Annotated in this window: 15 protein-coding genes and 1 pseudogene; 5 read left to right on the top strand and 11 right to left on the bottom strand. The window is 71.8% G+C overall.

Annotated features, from left to right (window positions below):
• Nucleotides 1-125 precede the first annotated feature (125 nt).
• Complete coding sequence (gene ctaD / locus HEP81_RS29960; protein WP_037658261.1) at nucleotides 126-1811, top strand: aa3-type cytochrome oxidase subunit I; 1686 nt, start codon at nucleotides 126-128, stop codon at nucleotides 1809-1811.
• Nucleotides 1812-1818: 7 nt separating this feature from the next.
• On the opposite strand, the gene HEP81_RS29955 is transcribed toward ctaD, so the two are convergent.
• Nucleotides 1819-2490 (bottom strand): LysM peptidoglycan-binding domain-containing protein, encoded by a 672-nt coding sequence (locus HEP81_RS29955; RefSeq protein ID WP_037658259.1) that lies wholly within the window; start codon nucleotides 2488-2490, stop codon nucleotides 1819-1821.
• Between the two features lie 540 nt (nucleotides 2491-3030).
• Here HEP81_RS29955 and HEP81_RS29950 point away from each other — a divergent pair.
• Nucleotides 3031-3813, top strand: a complete 783-nt coding sequence (locus HEP81_RS29950; protein WP_037658257.1) for a hypothetical protein — start codon at nucleotides 3031-3033, stop codon at nucleotides 3811-3813.
• 79 nt (nucleotides 3814-3892) lie between these two features.
• A complete protein-coding gene (locus HEP81_RS29945) occupies nucleotides 3893-4291 on the top strand; it encodes a hypothetical protein (RefSeq protein WP_037658256.1) in 399 nt (132 codons plus the stop codon).
• A gap of 63 nt (nucleotides 4292-4354) precedes the next feature.
• Here HEP81_RS29945 and der read toward each other — a convergent pair whose 3' ends face one another.
• From der to aroH, 5 genes are all read right to left on the bottom strand, one after another.
• On the bottom strand, nucleotides 4355-5836 hold the full coding sequence (der, locus tag HEP81_RS29940; RefSeq protein WP_037658254.1) for a ribosome biogenesis GTPase Der: 1482 nt from the start codon (nucleotides 5834-5836) through the stop codon (nucleotides 4355-4357).
• A 93-nt stretch (nucleotides 5837-5929) separates the two neighbouring features.
• Entirely contained in the window at nucleotides 5930-6640 is a 711-nt protein-coding gene (locus HEP81_RS29935; RefSeq protein WP_381129080.1) for a lysophospholipid acyltransferase family protein, read from the bottom strand.
• Entirely contained in the window at nucleotides 6598-7293 is a 696-nt protein-coding gene (cmk, locus tag HEP81_RS29930) for a (d)CMP kinase (RefSeq protein WP_037658253.1), read from the bottom strand. Before cmk ends, HEP81_RS29935 begins: the two co-directional genes overlap by 43 nt.
• Nucleotides 7294-7454: 161 nt before the next feature.
• Nucleotides 7455-8540, bottom strand: a complete 1086-nt coding sequence (locus tag HEP81_RS29925; protein ID WP_037658251.1) for a prephenate dehydrogenase — start codon at nucleotides 8538-8540, stop codon at nucleotides 7455-7457.
• A complete protein-coding gene (gene aroH / locus HEP81_RS29920) occupies nucleotides 8537-8899 on the bottom strand; it encodes a chorismate mutase (protein WP_037658249.1) in 363 nt (120 codons plus the stop codon). The genes HEP81_RS29925 and aroH overlap by 4 nt, the downstream gene beginning before the upstream one ends.
• 195 nt (nucleotides 8900-9094) lie before the next feature.
• Here aroH and HEP81_RS29915 point away from each other — a divergent pair, with 195 nt between their 5' ends.
• Nucleotides 9095-9559, top strand: a complete 465-nt coding sequence (locus HEP81_RS29915; protein ID WP_037658247.1) for a Rieske (2Fe-2S) protein — start codon at nucleotides 9095-9097, stop codon at nucleotides 9557-9559.
• 25 nt (nucleotides 9560-9584) lie between these two features.
• On the top strand, nucleotides 9585-10283 hold the full coding sequence (locus tag HEP81_RS29910; protein WP_037658245.1) for a nucleotidyltransferase domain-containing protein: 699 nt from the start codon (nucleotides 9585-9587) through the stop codon (nucleotides 10281-10283).
• 678 nt (nucleotides 10284-10961) lie between these two features.
• On the opposite strand, the pseudogene HEP81_RS29905 reads toward HEP81_RS29910, so the two are convergent.
• The 5 genes and pseudogenes from HEP81_RS29905 to HEP81_RS29885 form a co-directional block, all read right to left on the bottom strand.
• Nucleotides 10962-11713: pseudogene (locus HEP81_RS29905) on the bottom strand (nucleotidyltransferase domain-containing protein).
• Nucleotides 11714-11717: 4 nt separating this feature from the next.
• A complete protein-coding gene (locus HEP81_RS29900; RefSeq protein ID WP_106979974.1) occupies nucleotides 11718-12725 on the bottom strand; it encodes an ADP-ribosylglycohydrolase family protein in 1008 nt (335 codons plus the stop codon).
• Nucleotides 12726-12802: 77 nt separating this feature from the next.
• A complete protein-coding gene (locus tag HEP81_RS29895) occupies nucleotides 12803-13864 on the bottom strand; it encodes a pseudouridine synthase (RefSeq protein WP_037658241.1) in 1062 nt (353 codons plus the stop codon).
• Between the two features lie 12 nt (nucleotides 13865-13876).
• Nucleotides 13877-14533: an SMC-Scp complex subunit ScpB gene (gene scpB, locus HEP81_RS29890; protein ID WP_037658237.1), complete on the bottom strand. Its 657-nt coding sequence runs from the start codon at nucleotides 14531-14533 to the stop codon at nucleotides 13877-13879.
• Nucleotides 14530-15504 carry a segregation and condensation protein A gene (locus HEP81_RS29885; protein WP_051850313.1) on the bottom strand — a complete coding sequence of 325 codons (975 nt, stop codon included), beginning with the start codon at nucleotides 15502-15504 and terminating at the stop codon, nucleotides 14530-14532. Before HEP81_RS29885 ends, scpB begins: the two co-directional genes overlap by 4 nt.
• Nucleotides 15505-15519 lie beyond the last annotated feature (15 nt).

Below are 15519 nucleotides of genomic sequence, written 5' to 3'. Positions count from 1 at the left end.
ATTCACGGATTCCGCACATGCCGGTGTGGGGTGTGCGTACCGCGGGCGCTCCCGGGTACCAGGCCCGCCGACCGCGGCGGACCGCCGGTGCGGGCCCGGGGCGCGACGACGCGAAGGGGCGAGCGATGGGGACCGAGACCGCGCACGCGACGCCGGGACCGGTGCGCGACCGGCCGCGGGCGGGCCGGGTGGTGGTGGACTGGCTCACCACCACGGACCACAAGAAGATCGGCCATCTGTATCTGATCACCGGCTTCGGCTTCTTCCTGGCCGCCGGGGTGATGGCGCTGTTGATGCGCGCCGAACTCGCCCGGCCGGGGCTCCAGCTGATGAGCGCGGAGCGGTACGACCAGTTGTTCACGCTGCACGGCACGATCATGCTGCTGCTGTTCGCGACGCCGAGCTTCGCGGGGTTCGCCAATGAGCTGATGCCGCTCCAGATCGGCGCCCCGGACGTGGCCTTCCCCCGGCTGAACATGCTGTCGTACTGGTTCTTCCTGTTCGGCGGGCTGATCGTGCTGGGGTCCCTGCTCTCGCCTGACGGGCCCGCCGACTACGGCTGGTTCGCCTACGCGCCGCTCAACGACGCGACGCACTCCCCCGGGATCGGCCCCGACCTGTGGATCATGGGGCTCGCGCTGTCCGGGTTCGGGACGATCCTCGGCGCGGTCAACTTCATCACCACGATCATCGCGATGCGGGCGCCGGGCATGACGATGTTCCGGATGCCGGTCTTCACCTGGAACACCCTGTTCACCTCGATCCTGATCCTGCTGGCTTTCCCGGTGCTGGCGGCGGCGCTGCTGGTGCTGGAGGCGGACCGGCGGTTCGGGGCGCAGGTGTTCGAGGCGGCGAACGGCGGGGCGCTGCTGTGGCAGCACCTGTTCTGGTTCTTCGGGCATCCCGAGGTCTACATCATCGCGCTGCCGTTCTTCGGGATCGTCACGGAGATCATCCCGGTCTTCAGCCGCAAGCCGATCTTCGGATATGTGACGCTGGTCGGCGCGACGATGACGATCACCGGCCTGTCGATCGTGGTGTGGGCGCACCACATGTTCGCGACGGGCGCGGTGCTGCTGCCGTTCTTCTCCTTCATGTCGTTCCTGATCGCGGTGCCGACCGGGGTGAAGTTCTTCAACTGGACCGGCACGATGATCCACGGCTCGCTGTCCTTCGAGACACCGATGCTGTGGGCGCTGGGCTTCCTGGTGACGTTCCTGTTCGGCGGGCTGACCGGGGTGATCCTCGCGTCGCCCCCGATGGACTTCCATGTCACGGACTCGTACTTCGTGGTCGCGCACTTCCACTACGTCGTCTTCGGCACGGTCGTCTTCGCGGTGTTCGGCGGGTTCGCCTTCTGGTGGCCGAAGTTCACCGGGAAGATGCTGGACGAGCGGCTGGGGAAGATCCAGTTCTGGACGCTGTTCGTCGGCTTCCACACGACGTTCCTGGTGCAGCACTGGCTGGGGGCGGAGGGGATGCCGCGCCGGTACGCCGACTATCTGGCGGCGGACGGCTTCACGGCGCTCAACACCGTGTCCTCCATCGGCGCGTTCCTCCTCGGCCTCTCCACGCTCCCCTTCCTCTACAACGTCTGGAAGACGGCCCGTCACGGCGAGAAGGTCGACACCGACGACCCCTGGGGCTACGGCCGTTCCCTGGAGTGGGCGACGTCCTGTCCCCCGCCGCGGCACAACTTCGTGACGCTGCCGAGGATCCGCTCGGAGTCGCCGGCGTTCGATCTGCATCACCCGGCGTACGCGGCCGAGGCCCCCCGGCCGGAGCCGAGGGGCCGTCGGGCACGGAAGTGAGCGCGGCTCAGAGGGCCAAGTGCGTTCCCGGGACGATGAGAGCCGGGTCGGTGCCGATGACGGACCGGTTCGCCGCGTACAGGTGGCGCCAGCCGACGCCGTGCCGCGCGGCGATCCCGGACAGGGTGTCGCCCCGGCGCACGGTGTAGCCGCCGGTGCCGCGGGAGGGGTGGCTCGGTGCCTTCGAGGTCTTCGGAGTGTTCGAGGTGTTCGAGGTCCTCGGTGTCCTGGACGGCGCCGACTTCTTCGTCGTGCTGCCCTTGTCGAGGCTCACCGGTGAGGGGGCGGAGCCCATGGCTCCCGCGCGGCCGGAGCAGACCGGCCAGGCGCCCCAGCCCTGGGCCCGCTGGACCCGTGTCGCGACGGCGATCTGCGCGCTCCTGGAGGCCCGGTCGGCGGTCGAGGCGTAGGCGCCACCGCCGTACGCGCTCCAGGTGTGGGCGGAGAACTGGAGTCCTCCGTAGTAGCCGTTGCCGGTGTTGATGTGCCAGTTGCCGCCGCTCTCGCACTGGGCGATGCGGTCCCACACCCCGTTGTCCGCGGCGGCTGCGCTGCCGGTCGCGGCCAGCAGCCCCAGCGGGGCCAGCAGCGCGGCGCCGGCGAGCACGGCCGTCGTGCGGCCTCTGCGGGCGCTGTCGTCACGGGTGGTGGTACGGCTGGTATCGGCACACTCGGACATATAACTCCCTCTCCAAGAACCCGGGTTCCCCCGGGCGGAGCGCGGCTCGCCGCGCAGGACCGCGGTTCCTCGCGCCCGCCCCGTCCGTGCCCCCCGGTGCCGGCGATGACGCGTTGCCGGTGCCGGGTGACGGACGAACCCGAGCGGTGCTCGTTGCACACGGCGGAGGAATGTAGAGAAAGCGTGTGCCGGACATCAACCAAATGACCGTCGTGCCAGGCCAGTTCGCAGTTACCGCTGGTATCGGCGATTTCCGGCCACCCACTACATACGCTGATTTACTGATTTTTCGCCCCCGTCCGACGACTCCCTGTGACCCACTTCACCCGTTCAAGTAGCCTGACCCACCACAGAGTTGACGATGAGTGGCCGATTCCACACTCTGGGTGATCAGCTGTGACGGTTGATTCGAACCGATGCTCCGCCATGCGTGACCCCCACCACAGGACGCCCGTTGTCTTCTTCATGAGCCCGGAACCCTGGGGCTCATCGGCCGGGAGCCACCCGACCGGTCCCGCACGCATCCCAAGGGAGCCACCCGTGCCGCGCATGCTCGACGTCAGTGACGCCGTACGCGCCGAGATCGGCGACGAAGAAGCCGACCGGCTGCTCGCCGGAGAGAACGCCCCGGGCAGTTACGACTGCACGTCCTGCCGCACCCCGGGCGACTCCGAGCAGGAGCGCACCAGCACCGTTCTCTTCGTCGGCGAGGAGACCGCGGTCCTCGCCTTCGCCCACGCCAGCTGCCTGCCCTCGCAGGTCGTCCAGGTCACCGAGGAGCAGTTGCAGGGCGCCGTCCGCTCCATCGGCGCACAGGCCGAGGGCGGCGAGCCGCAGCGGCCCGTGCCCGAGCAGGCGGTGCTCGGTGTGACCAGCGGACTCGTCCTGATCGAGGGCGAGTTGCACCCCGCCCTGGTGGTCGAGCCCACCTCGCCCATCGTGCGCCCCGGCACCGTCGGCCCCGGGGACGACTTCCTGCCGCTCCTCATCGAGCAGGGCTTCATGCCGGTGACCGAGCTGGCCGCCGTCCCGCCGGTGCTGCACGGCTGGTCGGTGCTGCTGGCGGTCGGCCAGCTGCACGCGGTCCTCCAGCCGGGCCCGCCCGGCGGCCACCCGGTCGCCTGGTGGCAGGCCCATCAGCCGCTCCAGGTCACCGACGGCTGGCGGGCCGCGGCCAACAAGCACCAGCAGGTGCTGATGTTCGCCGCGCCGGTGGGCTCCATCGGCCGCCAGCCGCGCGAGGACCTGCTGCGCGACTCGCTCGACAAGGCGGCGGCCTACGGCCGGCTGGTCGCGGCGGCGCTCCCGCTCGCGGGGACCTGAGCCCGCGCGTTCAAGGGGCCGCGGCCAAAGGAAGGTTGCGAAACCGCATCTCTTCTCGCGCGCTGTCGTTTGGACATACGTGCACGCATACGACACTTCGCCCCGACGGTCCTCGTTCTCCTCCGTTCCGTCCGCCCGGACGGGGCACGAAGGGGCGGGTGGTGCGTCGGCCACGCCGATCTTCGACATGCTCGCCTCGGAGTGGGTCAAGGCGTTCCGCACGCTGCCGGGCGACCGCAGCGGCGAGGAGGGGATGAGGTTCGTCCCCTTCGGCCTGCCGGACCGCACCGGTTGGTCGTACGGCGGCCATCGGGCGGGCTCGTTCAGCAGCTCGTACAGCGCCTACAGCGCGGGGGCCTACAGCGCCCGCCAGCAGTCGCAGTGGCAGCGCGTCGGCACCATCGGGCGGCCGCAGCAGGACACCGGGATGCACCATGTGCCCGCCGCACTGCCTCCAGGACCGCGCCGCGGCGCGTGACACCGTTACGACGCGAAGGGCGGCCCCTGTCGGACAGGGGCCGCCCTTCGCGTCGTACGGCGGTTACTTCTTCTTCGAGCCGCGCTTCTCGCGCACCCGCACCGAGATATGGATCGGGGTGCCCTCGAAGCCGAACTCCTCGCGCAGCCGGCGCTCGATGAAGCGCCGGTAGCCCGCCTCGATGAAGCCGGAGGCGAAGAGCACGAAGCGCGGGGGCTTGGTGCCGGCCTGGGTGCCGAAGAGGATGCGCGGCTGCTTGCCGCCCCGGACCGGGTGCGGGTGGGCCGCGACCAGCTCGCCCAGGAAGGCGTTGAGCCGGCCGGTGGGAACGCGGGTCTCCCAGCCGGCGAGGGCGGTCTCGATGGCCGGGACCAGCTTCTCCATGTGGCGGCCGGTGCGCGCCGACACATTCACCCGGGGCGCCCAGGCGATCTGGGCCAGCTCGGTCTCGATCTCCCGCTCCAGGTAGTAGCGGCGCTCCTCGTCCAGCGTGTCCCACTTGTTGAAGGCGACGACGATCGCACGGCCCGCCTCCACGGCCATGGTGACGATCCGCTGGTCCTGCACGGAGATGTTCTCCGAGGCGTCGATCAGGACGACCGCGACCTCGGCCTTCTCCACCGCGGCGGCGGTGCGCAGCGAGGCGTAGTAGTCGGCGCCCTGCTGGAGGTGGACACGCTTGCGGATGCCCGCGGTGTCCACGAACTTCCAGGTGACACCGCCCAGTTCGATCATCTCGTCGACCGGGTCGCGGGTGGTGCCCGCCATCTCGTTGACGACGACGCGCTCCTCGCCCGCGACCTTGTTCAGCAGGGAGGACTTGCCGACGTTCGGGCGGCCGATGAGCGCGATGCGGCGGGGGCCGCCGATGGCGGTGCCGAAGGACTGCGCGGGCGCCTCGGGCAGCGCCTCCAGGACGGCGTCCAGCATGTCGCCGGTGCCGCGGCCGTGCAGCGCGGAGACGGGGTGGGGCTCGCCGAGGCCCAGGCTCCACAGGTACGAGGCGTCGGCCTCGCCGCTCTGGCCGTCGACCTTGTTGGCGCACAGCACCACCGGCTTGCCGGCCTTGCGCAGCAGTCGTACGACCGCCTCGTCGGTGTCGGTGGCGCCGACCTTGGCGTCGACCACGAAGACCACCGCGTCGGCGGCCTCGATCGCGTACTCGGCCTGGGCGGCCACGGAGGCGTCGATGCCGAGGACGTCCTGCTCCCAGCCGCCGGTGTCGACCACCTTGAAGCGGCGGCCCGCCCACTCGGCCTCGTAGGTGACGCGGTCGCGGGTGACACCGGGCTTGTCCTCGACGACCGCCTCGCGGCGGCCGATGATCCGGTTGACCAGGGTCGACTTGCCGACATTCGGACGGCCGACGACGGCGAGCACGGGCAGCGGGCCGTGACCCGCCTCCTCGATGGCGCCCTCGACGTCCTCGATGTCGAAGCCCTCGACCGCGGCGAGCTCCATGAACTGCGCGTACTCGGCATCGCCGAGAGCCCCGTGCTCGTACTCGTGCTCGGCCGAGCCGTCGGGCTGGATGTCGTCGTTCATGAAGTCCGTACCTCGTTGTTCATCGTGGTGATCGGTGGAACAGGCCCTGGTGGGCTTATCCCTCAGTGGGCTGATCCACTACTCAAGTGTCGCCTAGCGCCCGGTGAGGCGCCTGGCGTTTTCCAGGTGGGCGGTGAGCTGCTTCTGGATGCGCTCGGTCGCCTCGTCCAGCGCCCGGCGCGTACGCCGCCCGGATCCGTCGCCCGCGTCGAACGGGTCTCCGAAGACGACGTCCACGCGCGAGCGCACCGGGGGCAGCGCCTTTATCAACCGCCCCGGCCGGTCCGAGCTTCCCATGACGGCCACCGGCACGACCGGCGCCCCGCTGCGGACCGCGAAGTAGGCGAGGCCCGCGCGCAGCGAGGCGAAGTCGCCCTCGCCCCGGGTGCCCTCGGGGAAGATGCCCAGCACTCCCCCGGCCGCCAGCAGGTCGAGGGCCTGGGTGATGGCGGCACGGTCGGCGGCGGTGCGGTCCACCTTCAGCTGGCCGATGCCGGTCAGGAAGGCGCCCAGCGGGCCGATGAACGCCTCCTTCTTGATCAGGAAGTGCGTCGGCCGGGGCGCCACACCCATGACCATGGGGCCGTCGATGTTGTGGGAGTGGTTGACGGCGAAGATCACCGGACCGCTCGCGGGCACCTTCCAGGCGCCGAGCACACGCGGCCGCCACAGCCCGTACATCAGGCCGACGCCGATGCGCCGGCCGACCTCGGCGCCCTTCTCGGAGGGCGGACTCGCTTCCCGTCTCGCGGAGGGCAGGCTCACTTCCCCGCCCGCTTCTCCTCGACCAGGGTGACGACGCACTCGATGACCTGGGCGAGGGTGAGCTCGGTGGTGTCCACCTCGACCGCGTCGTCGGCCTTGGCGAGCGGAGAGGTCTTGCGGCTGGAGTCGGCGGCGTCGCGCTTGATCAGCGCCTCGCGGGTGGCGTGCAGGTCGGCGCCCTTCAGCTCACCGCTGCGGCGGGCGGCGCGGGCCTCCGGGGAGGCGGTGAGGAAGACCTTGAGGTCGGCGTCCGGCAGCACCGTCGTGCCGATGTCCCGGCCCTCGACCACGATGCCCCGCTCGGCACCGGTGGCCAGCGAGCGCTGGAGCTCGGTGATCCGGGTGCGCACCTCGGGCACCGCGCTGACCGCGCTGACCTTGGAGGTGACCTCCTGGGTGCGGATCGGGGCGGCCACGTCCACACCGTCGACCGTGATGGTCGGGGCGGCCGGGTCGGTGCCGGAGACGATCTCCGGCTTGCCCGCGACGGCGGCGATGGCGGTCGGGTCCGCCAGGTCGATGCCGTTGTGCACCATCCACCAGGTGATCGCCCGGTACTGGGCGCCGGTGTCCAGGTAGCTCAGACCGAGCTGGGCGGCCACGGCCTTCGACGTGCTCGACTTGCCCGTGCCGGAGGGACCGTCGATCGCGACGATCACGGGCTTGGCGGTCGGGGCGGCGCCGTTTTCCACGGGGGGACACCTTCCTGGTGCGGTGTGCGGGCGGGGTCGGGGAGCGAGAGCGCCCCGCACAAGGTTACTGGGTGTGGGTCACTCGTCCGGACGCATACCACCGCCGGACCCCGCCCGGCCCCTCGGTGGGCCGCACCCGGTCCCCCGCCCGCCCCGCCGGGCTACTGCCGCAGCGCCCAGCCCCGCTCGCGCAGCGCGTCGGCGAGCACCGGCACGGCCTGCGGTTCGACGGAGAGCTGCACCAGGCCTGCCTGCTGTCCGGTGGCGTGCTCGATGCGCACGTCCTCGATGTTGACCCCGGCGCGGCCCGCGTCGGCGAAGATCCGCGCCAGCTGGCCGGGCTGGTCGTCGATGAGCACGACGACGGTCTCGTAGGCCCGCGGCGCGCTGCCGTGCTTGCCGGGCACCCGTACCTGGCCCGCGTTGCCGCGGCGCAGCACGGCCTCGATGCCGGTGCTGCCGGCCCGCCGCTTGTCCTCGTCCGAGGACTGGAGGGCACGCAGGGCGCCCACGGTCTCGTCCAGGTCGGCGGCGACGTCGGCGAGCAGGTCGGCGACCGGGCCCGGGTTGGCGGAGAGGATGTCGATCCACATGCGCGGGTCGGAGGCGGCGATCCGGGTCACGTCCCGGATGCCCTGTCCGCACAGGCGTACGGCGGCCTCGTCGGCGTGTTCCAGACGGGCGGCGACCATGCTGGAGACCAGGTGGGGCATGTGGGACACGAGGGCGACCGCGCGGTCGTGGGCGTCGGCGTCCATGACGACCGGGACGGCACGGCAGTGCGAGACCAGTTCCAGGGCGAGGTTGAGCACCTCGGTGTCGGTGTCCCGGGTGGGGGTGAGCACCCAGGGCCGGCCCTCGAAGAGATCGCCGGTCGCGGCCAGCGGGCCCGACTTCTCCCGGCCGGACATCGGATGGGTGCCGAGGTAGGCGCCGAGGTCAAGGCCGAGCGCCTCCAGCTCGCGGCGCGGGCCGCCCTTGACGCTGGCCACGTCGAGGTAGCCGCGGGCCAGTCCCCGGCGCATGGCGTCGGCGAGGAGTCCGGCCACATGGGCCGGCGGGGCGGCGACGATCACCAGGTCGACGGGTCCCTCGGGGGCCGCGTCGGTGCCGGCGCCGAGCGCGGCGGCGGTACGGGCCTGTTCCGGGTCGTGGTCGGCGAGGTGCACGGTGACGCCGCGCTGCGTCAGGGCCAGGGCGGCGGAGGTGCCGATCAGGCCGGTGCCGATGACGAGTGCGGTTCTCACTGGGCGATGTCCTTGCGCAGGGCGGCCGCGGCGCCGAGGTAGACATGGGCGATGTCGGCGCGCGGACGGTCCGACTCGACATGGGCGAGGATCCGGACGACCCGGGGCATGGCGCCGGCGATGTCCAGTTCCTGGGCGCAGATCAGGGGCACGTCGGTGATGCCGAGCCCCCGGGCGGCGGCCGCCGGGAAGTCGCTGTGCAGATCGGGGGTGGCGGTGAACCAGATGCTGATCAGGTCGTCCGCGGTCAGTCCGTTCCGCTCCAGGACGGCGGTGAGCAGGGCGCTGACCTGCTCGTCCATGTGCCCGGCCTCGTCCCGTTCCAGTTGGACGGCTCCCCGGACCGCTCGTACCGCCACGGTGCTGCTCCTAGCTGACAGGTGCTGACAGGTGTTGTCGTGCTCGACCGTCCAGCCTAGTCAGCCCGCGTGGGCACGGCGCGCGGCGCCCGATCACTGAGACGATACAAGTCATCCGGTTTCATGCATTTTCCATGCTTTCTTCCAGAAACCGGTATCGGTATCCGCATCCCGACATGTGTACGGAGTGGTGACATGACCCAGGGCGCGACGCGGCGCATGGTGATCGCGACGGGCGCGGCGGCGCTCGCGACCGGCTGCGGCGGCAGCAACGGCGACACGAGCGCGGCCGCCGACAGCACGGACAGCCCCTCGCCGGCGAGTCCTACGGCGGCGACCCCGACCGGCGCGGGCACGTCCGCGGCGGCGGACGCGAAGAAGCTCGCGAGCACGAGCGACATCCCCGAGGGCGGGGGCAAGGTCTTCGACGCGCAGAAGATCGTGGTGACGCAGCCGGCGAAGGGCCAGTACAAGGCGTTCTCGGCGGTCTGCACGCACATGGGCTGCACGGTGAGCCGGGTGCAGAACGGCACCATCGACTGCCCGTGCCACGGCAGCCGGTTCAAGATCGAGGACGGTTCGGTGGCCGATGGTCCCGCGACGAAGCCGCTGGCCGAGCGCCCGATCAAGGTCGAAGGAAACTCTATCCAGCTGAGCTGAGGGGCCGGCCGCGTAGGCTCCCGGCATGCAGCCCGAGGACCTGGTACGCGACCACACGATCTACGCCTGCGTCATGGGGTCCCGGGCCTTCGGTCTGGCCACGGACGCGAGCGACACCGACCGGCGGGGCGTGTATCTCGCGCCCACCGCCCTGTTCTGGCGGTTCGAGAAGCCGCCGGCGCATGTGGAGGGGCCGGGCGAGGAACAGTTCTCCTGGGAGCTCGAGCGGTTCTGCGAGCTGGCGCTGCGCGGCAATCCGAACATCCTGGAGTGCCTGCACTCCCCGCTGGTGGAGCACCTGGACGACACCGGGCGCGAACTGCTGTCCCTGCGCGGGGCGTTCCTCTCCGTGAAGGTGTACGACACCTTCACCCGCTACGCCCTCGGCCAGCGCAAGAAGCTGGACGCCGACGTCCGTACGACGGGCGCCCCGCGCTGGAAGCACGCCATGCATCTGCTGCGCCTGCTGGCCTGCTGCCGCGACCTGCTGCGCACCGGCGAGCTGCATCTCGACGTGGGCGACCGCCGCGAGCCCCTGCTGGCGGTGAAACGGGGCGAGGTCCCCTGGACGGCCGTCGAGGCCTGGATGACCCGACTGGCCACGGAGACGGAAACCGCCCTCCACCACACCTCACTGCCCCCGGAACCGGACCACGCCCGAGTGGCGGACTTCCTGTTCCGCGCGCGCAGGGATTCGGCGCTGGAGTCGGCGCGGCTGGGGTGAGGCCGGCGAGCCGCTTCGACGACGGGGGCGGGGCGGCAGCCGTGGGCGGGTCCGCCCGAGGGCGGACGGACCCCGGCGTGCCGCGAGCGGATCGGGCCGGGGTGCCGGTGCCTGCGGGTGGGCCGGCTCGGAGCAACCCGCCGGCGAGCGGGGCGGGGCGGCGGCGCCCGTAGACGGGAGGCCGCCCGGCGATTCGCGGCACCATACCGCCGGGCGGTTCGGAGCGGGCGCCTGGTGGGTTCGCGCGTACGGGAGCGGACGCTGAAGGGCCGGGGCTGACGCGAGACCTCGTCCGACCGTGTGGGTCCGGGCCCGCAGGTTCACCCGGCGACTCGCGCAGGGACGCCCGTACGGGAGGTGCGGACAGCTCACGACCGACCCCCGCCCGGCGGCCGCACACGGCGCCCGGGCCCGGTCGACCGGCGCCCCGCTCGACGGACTCCCGCACGGGCGGACGGCCCACCCTCCCCATGAGCCGGGCGCGCACCCGGCCCACCCGCACGGGCATTCACCCCCGCCCGCCCTCGCGGAGCCGGTTCAGGGCCGACCAGGCCCCAGGGGAGGACGACCCGGACGTCCAAGCCACCCGGCCACCCGGCCGTACGGCCACGCGGGAGCCGACCCGCCCCCGGCAACTCGGCCACCCGGCCGCACCGGAGCCGACCCGCCCTGCCCTCCTCAGCCGCCCAGCCTCACCCGCACCACGAAGTCATGCAGCGCCTCATGACCGGTCGCCGCGTCCGGCAGGGACGTCGTGGACTGGGCGTCGTCGAGGGCGGTGTGCAGGCGTTCCACGTCGTCGGCGATGCGGGGCTGGTCGAGGCCGGGGAAGGTGCCGTGCTCCTGGGCGGCCTTGGCGGCGATCAGCTCGGGATGTAGGCGGGCGCGTCCCACTCCTTTATCAGCGTGGGCAGATGGGGCTGGACCTCGCCGGTGCGCATGAGGTGGATGCCGGTGAGCAGGACGCGGAACGTGTAGAGCAGCGGCTTGAGTTCGCCGGTCTTCTCGAACAGCCGCCACTGGGTGACCGCGAACCCCCGGTAGTGGTGGGCGTGATGGCTGGTGATCACGCCCGGGGCGAGCGCGGACAGCTCGCGGTGCGCCGCACCGGTGTGCACGACCAGCGGGGACAGCAACTGCTCCAGCACATAGCCGTTGCGGCGCAGCATCAGCCGTACGAACTTGCGCAGATCGTGCGTCACGAGGTCCAGCTCCGCGCCGTACCGCACCCACGTCTTCGACCGGGTCTCCTCCGGCTCGCGCAGGCCCAGGAGGTCCGCGGCGGGCAGCAGATGGACGCCTCGGAGGTCCACGTCCGAGTCCTGCGAGGGGAAGCCGTACAGGTGGGCCCCGGAGACGGTGACGAACAGCAGCGGGTCGGGCTGTTCGGCGACCACGGGCGCGAGGTCTATGTCGAGGTTGTCGATCATGAGCCTAAGCGTCCCAGAGTGTGCCGAGCGCCAACAGATCTTCCCGGTACTCGATCCGCTCGGCCCAGTCCGCGGGCCAGGCGTCCACACCGAGCCGCGCGCCCGCGAAGGCGCCGGTCAGACAGGCGATGGAGTCGGAGTCACCGGCGGTGCAGGCGGCCCTGCGCAGGGCGGTCAGCGGCTCGTCGGGGAAGAGCAGGAAGCACAGCAGCCCGGTCGCGAACGCCTCCTCGGCGATCCAGCCCTCCCCGGTGGCCAGGCACGGATCGTCCTGCGGCGAGTGGGTCCGCGCGGCCTCCCGGAGCCGGTCCAGGATCGCCAGGCACTCGTCCCAGCCGCGCGCCACGAAGTGCTCGGGCGTCGGGTCCTGGGAGCGGGTCCACAGATCGCCGAGCCACGTCTCGTCGTAGCGGGTCCGGTTCGCGAGGGCGTACTCCCGCAACTCCCCGAGGAGCGCCGACGGTTCGGTGCCCCGCGCCAGCAAGTGGACCGCGCGGGCGGTGAGATCGGACGCGGCCAGCGCGGTGGGGTGGCCGTGTGTGAGCCCGGACTGCAACTGGGCCGCGCCGGCGCGCTGTTCGTCGCTCAGGCCGGGCGCGAGCCCGATCGGCGCGACACGCATATTGGCGCCGCAGCCCTTGGAGCCGAGCTGACTGGCGTCCTGCCAGGCGCGGCCCTCGTCCTCCAGCAGCCGGCAGGCGGTCAGACAGGTGTTGCCGGGCGCCCGGTTGTTGTCCGGTGAGTGGTACCAGTCCACGAACTCCTCGCGCACCGGCCGCTCCAGGCGCTTCGGCGCGAGTCGGCCGCGCTCCATGGCGGTGCGCAGACCCCGGCCGAGGGCGAGGGTCATCTGGGTGTCGTCGGAGACGAAGGCGCGCCGCGCGAGCGGCATCTCGCGCCAGGGCCCGAACTTGGCCAGGATCTCGGGCACCTTGTTGAACTCGGTCGGGAAGCCGAGCGCGTCCCCCAGCGCGAGGCCGAGGAGCGAGCCGGTCGCGGGCCGCTTGGACATGTACACCATCCCCCTTTATCGTCACCGTGACCATAAAGGGGGATGATGATCGACGCAAGGCGCTTTCGGAGCCCGGCCTACAGTTCGACTTCCTTCATCAGCATGCCGACCTCGGTGTTCGACAGCCGCCGCAGCCAGCCGGACTTCTGGTCGCCCAGGGTGATCGGGCCGAACGAGGTGCGCACCAGCTTGTCGACCGGGAACCCGGCCTCCGCGAGCATGCGCCGCACGATGTGCTTGCGGCCCTCGTGCAGGGTCACCTCGACCAGGTAGTTCTTGCCGGTCTGCTCCACCACCCGGAAGTGGTCCGCGCGCGCGTAGCCGTCCTCCAGCTGGATGCCGTCCTTCAGGCGCTTGCCGAGGTCGCGCGGGATCGGGCCGACGATGTGCGCGAGGTACGTCTTCTGCACGCCGTACTTGGGATGGGTCAGGCGGTGCGCCAGCTCACCGTGGTTGGTGAGCAGGATGACGCCCTCGGTCTCGGTGTCCAGCCGGCCGACGTGGAAGAGCCGCGTCTCACGGTTGGTGACGTAGTCGCCGAGGCACTGACGCCCCTCCGGGTCCTCCATGGTGGAGACGACACCGGCGGGCTTGTTCAGCGAGAAGAACTGGTACGACTGGGTCGCCACGGTCAGGCCGTCGACCTTGACCTCGTCCTTCTCCGGGTCGACCCGCTTGCCCTGCTCGGTGACGATCTCGCCGTTGACCTCGACACGGCACTGCTCGATCAGCTCCTCGCAGGCGCGCCGGGAGCCGTAGCCCGCGCGCGCGAGCACCTTCTGGAGCCGCTCGCCCTCCTGCTCGGCGCCCGGGAAGGTCTTGGGGAGCTTGATGTCCTTCTTGCCCGCGTACCGGTCGCGGTTGCGCTCCTCGACCCGCGTCTCGTACTCACGCGAGCGCGCGGGCTCCGTACGGCCGCCCTGCTGGGGCCGCCGGGGCCCGCCCTTGGCGCCGCCGCGCGCCGCACCGCCGCGCCCGGACTTGGGGCCGTCCTGGGTCGCGCCGGGGCCCACGTCGTAGCGGCGCTCCTCGGGGCGGGGCTTGCTGGGCCGGCCCTGCCCCTGCCGCTCGTCCCGGTTGTTGCCGGCGCCGCGGTAGTTACCGCGCCCGCCACTCTTGCCGCTGCCGCTGCTTCGCATCAAAGTTCCGTCTTAGTCGTCTGCGTCCTCTGCACCCGGCGCGTCGGGCGCGTCCGGGTCGAACGACGGGACTCCCTCCTGGGTCTCGGCCTCGATCGCCTCCGCCTCCGGGAGGAAGGGCGCGAGTTCCGGGAGCTCGTCCAGGCCACGCAGGCCCATCCGCTCCAGGAAGTAGTTCGTCGTCCTGTACAGGATCGCACCTGTTTCGGGTTCCGCGCCCGCCTCCTCGACCAGACCGCGCTGGAGCAGGGTGCGCATCACACCGTCGCAGTTCACTCCGCGAACCGCGGAGACCCGGCTGCGGCTGACCGGCTGGCGGTAGGCGACGACCGCGAGGGTCTCCAGCGCGGCCTGGGTGAGCCGGGCCGTCTGGCCGTCCAGGACGAGGCGTTCGACGGCGGGCGCGTAGGCGGCGCGGGTGTAGAAGCGCCAGCCGCCCGCGACCTGGCGCAGCTCGAAGCCGCGGCCCTGCACGGTGTACTCGCCGGCCAGCGCCCGCAGCGCGTCCGCGATCTGCCGCCGGGGCCGCTCCAGGATCCTGGCGAGGTGCTCCTCGGTCGCGGGCTCGTCCACGACCATCAGGACGGCCTCCAGGGCGGGCCGCAGCTCCAGCCCCGCGACATCGCCCGGACCCGCCGGGGCCGCTGTGGTCTCCGTGGTCTCGCTCACGGCTTGCTCTCCTCCTCGGGGCCCGGCCGCTCGGGCGGCCGGTCGAACTCGTCGGTGACCATCGGCACCGCCGCCCCGTCCCCGCCGGTCCAGCGCACCAGCAGCTCCCCGAGGGCGGCCTCCTGCTCCAGGGCGACGGCCTTCTCCCGGTACAGCTCCAGGAGCGCCAGGAAACGGGCCACCACGGTGAGCGTGTCATCGGTGTCCGCCACCAGCTCCCGGAAGCTGGCCTCGCCCAGCTCGCGCAGCCGGGTGACCACGACGACGGCCTGCTCCTGCACGCTGACCAGCGGGGCGTGGATGTGGTCGACGTACACCCGCGGCTCGGGCCTGGGCTGCATCGCCTTGACCGCGAGCTTCGCGAAGCCCTCGGGTCCGATGCTGATCACGACCTCGGGCAGCAGCTCGGCGTGCTCGGGTTCGAGGCCGACGGTACGGGGGTAGCGGCGGGCCTCCTCGTCGACCCGGGCGTTGAAGATGTCGGCGATCTGCTTGTACGCCCGGTACTGGAGCAGCCGCGCGAACAGCAGATCGCGCGCTTCGAGCAGCGCCAGGTCGCCCTCGTCCTCCACCTCGGCGGCGGGCAGCAGCCGGGCCGCCTTCAGATCGAGCAGCGTGGCCGCCACGACGAGGAACTCGGTCGTCTGGTCCAGGTCCCAGTCCGGCCCCATCGCGCGGATGTGCGCCATGAACTCGTCGGTGACCTTGGACAGCGCGACCTCGGTCACGTCCAGCTTGTGCTTGGAGATCAGCTGGAGCAGCAGATCGAAGGGCCCCTCGAAGTTGGCGAGGCGGACCTTGAAGACGCCGTCGGGTGCCTCTTCGGGTTCGGCGGTGCCGGGCGCCTCTTGCGAGGGGCCAGCGGGCTCAGCCGTGTCCACGACCTCGGCCGCGGGAGCGCCCGGACCTCGCCCCAGCGCACGCCGACGGCCGGCACCGGGGCCGGGGCGGGGGGCGTCGTTCGAGGTCATCGCCCCGCAGGCTAC

The organism is Streptomyces griseofuscus, assembly GCF_014673495.1.
Classification (GTDB): Bacteria; Actinomycetota; Actinomycetes; order Streptomycetales; family Streptomycetaceae; genus Streptomyces; species Streptomyces murinus.
Note: the sequence above shows the minus strand (reverse complement) of the source record. Positions and strands in the feature narration are given on the sequence as shown.